Origin of the sequence: Psychrobacter piechaudii (assembly GCF_900162825.1) — a bacterium.
Lineage (GTDB): Bacteria > Pseudomonadota > Gammaproteobacteria > Pseudomonadales > Moraxellaceae > Psychrobacter > Psychrobacter piechaudii.
Genome location: NZ_FUGE01000247.1, coordinates 1 through 6,450 on the forward strand (window position 1 = coordinate 1; position 6,450 = coordinate 6,450).

The 6,450-nt window shown below is 39.0% G+C and carries 6 protein-coding genes; 4 read left to right on the forward strand and 2 right to left on the reverse strand.

Features of this window, described 5'->3' with window-relative positions:
• Positions 1–160: 160 nt before the first annotated feature.
• Both A1019T_RS12490 and A1019T_RS12495 read left to right on the forward strand, forming a co-directional pair.
• A complete protein-coding gene (locus tag A1019T_RS12490) occupies positions 161–2,176 on the forward strand; it encodes a D-alanyl-D-alanine carboxypeptidase/D-alanyl-D-alanine-endopeptidase (RefSeq protein WP_077452029.1) in 2,016 nt (671 codons plus the stop codon).
• 47 nt (positions 2,177–2,223) lie between these two features.
• On the forward strand, positions 2,224–2,766 hold the full coding sequence (locus A1019T_RS12495) for a DUF421 domain-containing protein (RefSeq protein WP_077452023.1): 543 nt from the start codon (positions 2,224–2,226) through the stop codon (positions 2,764–2,766).
• 128 nt (positions 2,767–2,894) lie between these two features.
• Here the strand turns inward: A1019T_RS12495 and A1019T_RS12500 are convergent, their stop codons facing one another.
• Positions 2,895–3,344 (reverse strand): DUF2147 domain-containing protein, encoded by a 450-nt coding sequence (locus A1019T_RS12500; protein ID WP_077452025.1) that lies wholly within the window; start codon positions 3,342–3,344, stop codon positions 2,895–2,897.
• 402 nt (positions 3,345–3,746) lie between these two features.
• Between A1019T_RS12500 and A1019T_RS12505 the strand changes: the two genes are divergently transcribed.
• On the forward strand, positions 3,747–4,622 hold the full coding sequence (locus tag A1019T_RS12505) for an N-acetylmuramoyl-L-alanine amidase (RefSeq protein WP_208608080.1): 876 nt from the start codon (positions 3,747–3,749) through the stop codon (positions 4,620–4,622).
• Between the two features lie 136 nt (positions 4,623–4,758).
• Positions 4,759–4,929 (forward strand): hypothetical protein, encoded by a 171-nt coding sequence (locus A1019T_RS13315; RefSeq protein ID WP_167366881.1) that lies wholly within the window; start codon positions 4,759–4,761, stop codon positions 4,927–4,929.
• Between the two features lie 450 nt (positions 4,930–5,379).
• Here the strand turns inward: A1019T_RS13315 and A1019T_RS13320 are convergent.
• The coding region (locus A1019T_RS13320) for a hypothetical protein (protein ID WP_167366882.1) at positions 5,380–6,450 on the reverse strand (1,071 nt) is incomplete at its 5' end.

Below are 6,450 nucleotides of genomic sequence, written 5' to 3' on the forward strand. Positions count from 1 at the left end.
GGAGATTGTGTTGTCATGTTAGTGTCCACGATTATTTGTTCGTGGACACTATCTCGCATTTTTTAATAGAAAAAAAGATGGGATGGTCGGATGCTTACGTTATAATGGAGAGTCTAAACCCATTTTTGCTGTCTCAAAATTAACCGTTGATTGTAACCTTATGACTCTGTCTAACCTCGAACACCCTGCCAATTTAGCTTCTCATTATCCTCATAAACACCAACCAAGCTGTACCCTGCCTTTCAAAAAAATGGCAGCTGCGCTAGGTCTGTGTCTTGGGTTATCGTCATGGGCTCAAGCTCAGCTTCCAGCCCCTGTAGAGTCTGCGTTAAATCGGGCTAAGATTAGTACCGAGGATATTAGCTTACTTATTATGCCGATCAATGCTGCGACAAATAACAATACACAGCCTATACCTAATAAAAGCAGATTGCCAAAAACCGTTAAGCCCGAACAGGCCAAAGCATTGGAGGCAGAATCTTCTGATCCCGATGCTCTGCCACCTGAGACTCAAGACACTATAGTAATGTCTGGGACTGCTGCTACTGAGCCAAAACCCTCTGCTCAGCAAAGCAGTGCTGCCACAACCACGCCTACCAGTCCGGCAGTCACTCAAACTAATTCTCAAACGGCTTCTCAAACCGTTGTTACAAGCAATGAAGTAACAGATCCAGCTGTCATAGAAAAACCGGCTGCGAGCATAGAGTTTCCAGTCAGGCACTTAGCCGACCTACCGCGAATGCCTGCCAGCACCATGAAACTAATCCCTACCTTTGTGGCTTTAGATTTATTGGGTCCAGACTTTGTTTGGTTTACCCAGGTCTATCATACTGGGTTTATTTCAGCCAATACGCTATATGGTGATTTAATTATCAAAGGCAGTGGCGATCCTAAACTAACCGCCCAGCGCTTAAATAAATTATTAGAGCAAGTGCAAAAATCAGGCATTCAGCATATTAAGGGTGACATAGTATTAGACAGCTCCATATTCCAAGGGGTGACTAAAGATCCTGCAGCGTTTGACAATGACCCTTTACGACCTTACAACGCCAGTCCTGATGGTCTACTGGTTAATTTTAGCTCCGTTGAGGTGACTGCAGTCCCGTTATTAAATGAAAACCAAAAGGGCCGCTCTAAAATTTATTACAATCCACGACTGGCGGACTACGAGCTGCCTAACACCCTTGCAAATACCTCTACAGGAAGGTGCTCTTCTGCACGATCGAGTCTGGCCCCCGTTTGGCAAGATTCAGGACTAGTTTTTAATAAAAAGCTACCAGATAGCTGTGGCACCCATACCTTCTATATTGCTTATCCCGATGCGAAAGACTTTGCCAAACGAGTGATAAAAAACCAATGGCTCAATTTGGGGAATACTTTATCGGGCAACATTAAGTTCTTAGGCTTGGGAAATACAGTTTCTGGAGAAATGATTAATACCGAAAGTCCCGTAAAAAGTCGGTTCGGCAACTATTTTGATATGAGTGCGGGCCCAAACAAAGATTCTGTTTTGACCCCATATTTTTCACTACTACCGTCCTCACCCCTGCCTTTTGTCAGCTATCCTTCCTTATCGCTGTCACAGCAGATTTATGATATTAATCACTATTCAAACAATGTGATGACCGAGCAGGTGACTTTAACCTTGCCGTTATATACTCAGGTTCAACAAAAATCTGAGGATCCTAACGCCAAACCCATCACTAAGGTCATCAAGTCTCGACAGACCCAACACTCTGATTATTTAAAATCACTGGCTACCATCAATCAGTGGTGGCAAAGCAATCTCACCACCCTACCTCCGGTCATGACCAATGGCTCAGGGTTATGCCGCGACTGTACAGTGACGGCTGAGAATTTAGCTGAATTGCTCAGCTTTGCTTACAACCACCGTAACTTTGATACCTATGTTAATTCCCTTGGCGTGGCTGGTATTAGTGGCACCATCGCGGAACATTCTGAAAGACTGCCCAATTCTGAGGCTATAGGCCGGGCATGGATTAAAACTGGGACTTTGAATGATGTCACTTCAATGGCAGGCTATGTTCGTGGTCAATCTGGTCAAGATTATGTGGTGGTTGGGATAATTAATGGCAATGCTACAGAACAGCCTTTTAATACTTACGAAGCTCGCTACGTGTTAGATACGATGTTAGACTGGACCGCTAAACAATAACTCTATGAGCTCATTTATCATAGATTAAGGGAACCCCCTGATAAGTTATGGATATGTTATTTTTTGACAGTCAACAAACCCTGCTAAGGATGATTATCTCAGCAGCAGTGGTCTATATCTGTATAGTGTTGCTCCATAAGGTGTCTGGTAAGCGCTCTACTTCACAGTTGAATAACTTTGATTGGGTGGTGACCGTAATGATTGGCTCTATAGGAGCCAGTACGGTTATTTTAAAAAACGTTCCTATCATTGAAGGGATGGCTTCGATAGTCACCTTACTTACCTTTCAATATCTAGTGACTAAATATGCTTCTTTGTCCCCAGAATTTGCCAATACCATTCTCTCTGAGCCTCGCGTGGTATTCTACGAAGGTCAGTTCTTACCAGAAGCCATGCGAAAAGAGCGTTTGACGCGTCAGGAAATTGAATGTGCCATGCGCAGCGAAGGCATTCATGATTATGAAGATGTGGCTGCAGTAATCTTTGAAAGCGATGCTAAATTAACCGTGGTACCAAAGCGAGATAAGAGGGATAGATTAGATGCACAAGGGGATGTAAAACCTTCTGACACTTTAAAAACTCTATTTTAAACTTTAAATACTGGAGCGTGTAAGCCACAACCGTCAAAGATAAGCCATGAAAAAAGGTTAAAGAGCATTGCCCTTTAACCTTCATTATAACTTTAAACTTTATTGTTCTATTACGTTCTTAAAGCTATTTATTTGACGCGAGTCCAAGTTTGGCTACGCTTCAAGAATGGCATACCTTTAACGTTACCTGTTAGCTTCAGGGTCTTACCATCTTCAGAAAGCTTCACAGTTCCACCATAAACTTTACCACTTTCTGGATCAACCAAGTCACCACCAGACCAAGAGTTACTACCGTCAGCTTTAAGCTTGGTTAAAATAGGTAGACCAACAATTGGTTTATTTTTTAATGAGCCTTCACATTTTGAGCAAACTTCTTTTGCTTGTGAAGCATCATTAAGCTTAATGATTGTCCCTGTTACAACTCCATTACTCTCGGTCATTTTAATAACCGCTTTTTTCTCTTTTGTTTTATCATCAACGGACTGCCACTGCGTGCCATTTAATGAAGCTGCCATAGCTGTGGTTGATAACAGACCGGTTAGTGTCGCTGTAGCAAGTAGAGTAGTTAAACGTTTCATATCGACTCCTATCGAAAAATAAATAAATCCATTTAAGGCATATAATTGAATAATATCAAAAAAATATAAGGTAATAAGTAATATCAATTTTACTAGGTCTTTCAATCAATATTGCCGTACTACCAATCTCCAATCTCGTCCAGAGCAGCAGTATACTGTCGCTTTATTTATGAGATTGTCAAAATCATACAATTTATTTTTTGGTATGTCGATAGCAAATTGTCTATTTTTACTTAATATTCTCTTTAATCCCTAAAACCTTTAAATTTAGCAACATTGCAGTATGTTTGTTTCTAAAGCTTAAACTCTCTTACACAATGACGCCTCAGAATTAACGTTATAATAAAGCTACCTGTTTGGCTTAATACTGTTTTTAGGCCCGTTATCTTTGAAAATAATTCTATGATGAAATTAAAATCCGTTGTTGGTATAAGTCTTGCTCTGTCTTTGCTTAGTGGCTGTGCTATCCATACTACCCCTCATTATGTGATTGATAAAAGTCATCAAGCTCAAGGGAAAAGCCAACGCATACGCTTTATTGTTTTACACTACACCGCCGAAAACGAAGCGGCTTCACTAGAAATTCTAACCAAAGGTAATGTCAGTGCCCACTATTTGGTGCCTTTGGCTGATAATCAAAAAATATACCAATTGGTTCCTGAAAATGAACGGGCTTGGCATGCAGGCGCAGGAGGATTTGAGGGTAGACAAATATTGAATGACACCTCTATTGGCATTGAGATTGTAAATCTAGGCATTGCTCCAGAGTTTCGTGGCCAAAATGCTAAGATGGCGTTAGAGGCAAATAATGGTTACCATCCACCACATCATTATGTTGATTTTACTGATTTACAAATCAAGAAAGTGGCTCAGCTATTACAAGATATCGCTGCCCGTTATGAGATTGAGCCTACCAGCATTATTGGTCATTCGGACATGGCGCCCTCACGTAAAATAGATCCAGGCGCTAAATTCCCTTGGGAAAAACTATATAAACAATATGGTGTCGGCGCTTGGTATGATGAAAGCGATAAGCAGCATTTTTTAATTGAGGGCTCGTTTGAGACTGCCACTCTTCCCGAGATTAAACAGCTATTTAGCGACTATGGTTATCAAATCAATGACAGCAATGAGTGGGATAAGTCTAGCCGTGATGTCATTTATGCTTTTCAGCTCCACTTCCGACCTCAGAAGATAAATGGGATGATAGATTTAGAAACCTACGCTATCTTAAAGGCGCTGAATAAAAAGTATGTCGACCGCTCTAGCTATAAGTAGCTGTAACCACTTTTATTAGACAATAATTAGATATTAGGAAATATTTAAAGGCTAGAGACCCTATTTAATTAAATGGTGAACCGCCCCTCTTGAACCGCTTAATCCACACTAAATAATGAAACATAAGGAGCTCGTAATGAGTTACTCGCAACCAGAAGAGTTGGAAGAATACTTCAAACAAAAAGAAGAGCAGCAGAAACAGGCAGAGCAAGAAGCCAAAGAGCTGTCAGCTTATGAAGCCTGTGTTTTAAAAGAAAGTGCGAGAGTGAAAGAGTTAATTGAACAGGCTCAAAATAAAGATAATTAATGCTACTTACTGTGCATGAAATCAACTAACTTTTGAACTCGTAAAAATAATGAGTATAGAAGGTCGGCCTGTGCTGATAAGAGTTTCCGGAACTTGATATAACCACTTAAGGCTCACAATAGAAAAGCATAAACGATGAAAAAAATAAGATATTAAAAAATAACCAGCTACCACTGCAGTTGAATTAAATATTATTAGAGCTAAAAGCTAAAAGAAAAAGCATGGCCTAACTATCTACCATTTACAACCTTCCGAAATATGCGATTTCGGGCTCCAAATTTCTGTAATAACTGATGCGTACCTCATGCCTCGGTAACCATGTGTTAGACCTAAATTACAATAATAAAATGTTTAATATTAATATATATCCTGTACTAATATAGGTTGGTAGTAAATGTAAGCCAGACACCCTATGTATCTGGCTTTTATTCCTATGAAACAACTATAACTTTAATCCTCATCACTCATTTGCTTCATGATTTCCTCATTATGCAAATCCATATATAATAAAAAACTAGCATAAGGTTTAACTAGACTTGATATGAAATCATCAACTTGCTGTATATCGTATGATTTATCACTATCTACACTCTCAGTTTTTTCGCTATCTTGCATCTTAGTACATATACTATATAGCCCTAATGAGTGTGTATATATGAGTTGAAAATACTTATTGGAAATGCGTTGAATATCTTTTTCTCTAGTGTATTTGTTCTTATTAATAAAATCTTTCAACACATAGGAATCCATATTAATGGCGATTGCATCTATTAAAGAGGAGTTATCTTCACTAGAACCTATGACTTTTACAATATCATTTCCATCCCAATCATAGTCATCCCAACTTTTACCCATTTTCTCATCCTGAACACTCTCATAGACCTTAATAGGTATTGGAGGTTTAGGAAACTTATTATCATTTTTTTCGCTCGTATTTTTTGAGGGAGCAATCTTTTCATCTACTCTAACAGTAAACCTACATGTAAAATCTTCTGAAGGTGAGGATAGACTAACTTTAATGTCAACCTCATCTCCTACCTTAGCATCTTTTGTAGGTTTGATATCCAGACGAATGTTTCCTTCAGATGGGCCAGACCTATTTACAGTGATTGATTTGACAGTCGTATTCTCTGACTTTCCTGTCTCATTAGAGATAGTTTCATTTATATTTGTTTTTTGTAAAATATCAATTTGAAGCTCTCCTGCATCAGAAGATCTGAATAAATAATCATCGTCTACATCTGTTTTAATCTCAACATAACCGTTTTTATTAAGAGGTATAGTTTTAATCTTTCTACCCGATGAGTCCTCTTTAAGATTCAACTTAAACTGGGAGGGAAACCGTTTCAACTGTTTATTTGTATGGTGTTCGGTTTTACGATCTGAATTACTCTTTCCTTTTTTTCTTACCTTTGAGAAGGGTAAATTACTGTCCTTCTTTAAGAAATCAAAAACCTCACTATTACGCGGTAATAAGTCTATGACACTGTCGAACTTCTGGTTATGTGATTTACCAATTAG

Excerpts from the sequence above, each read along its gene's own strand:
- A1019T_RS13315 (WP_167366881.1), top strand. The coding sequence starts at position 4,759 with ATGAGTTACTCGCAACCAGAAGAGTTGGAAGAATACTTCAAACAAAAA.
- A1019T_RS12490 (WP_077452029.1), top strand. The coding sequence starts at position 161 with ATGACTCTGTCTAACCTCGAACACCCTGCCAATTTAGCTTCTCATTAT.
- A1019T_RS12495 (WP_077452023.1), top strand. The coding sequence starts at position 2,224 with ATGGATATGTTATTTTTTGACAGTCAACAAACCCTGCTAAGGATGATT.
- A1019T_RS12505 (WP_208608080.1), top strand. The coding sequence starts at position 3,747 with ATGATGAAATTAAAATCCGTTGTTGGTATAAGTCTTGCTCTGTCTTTG.
- A1019T_RS12500 (WP_077452025.1), bottom strand. The coding sequence starts at position 3,344 with ATGAAACGTTTAACTACTCTACTTGCTACAGCGACACTAACCGGTCTG.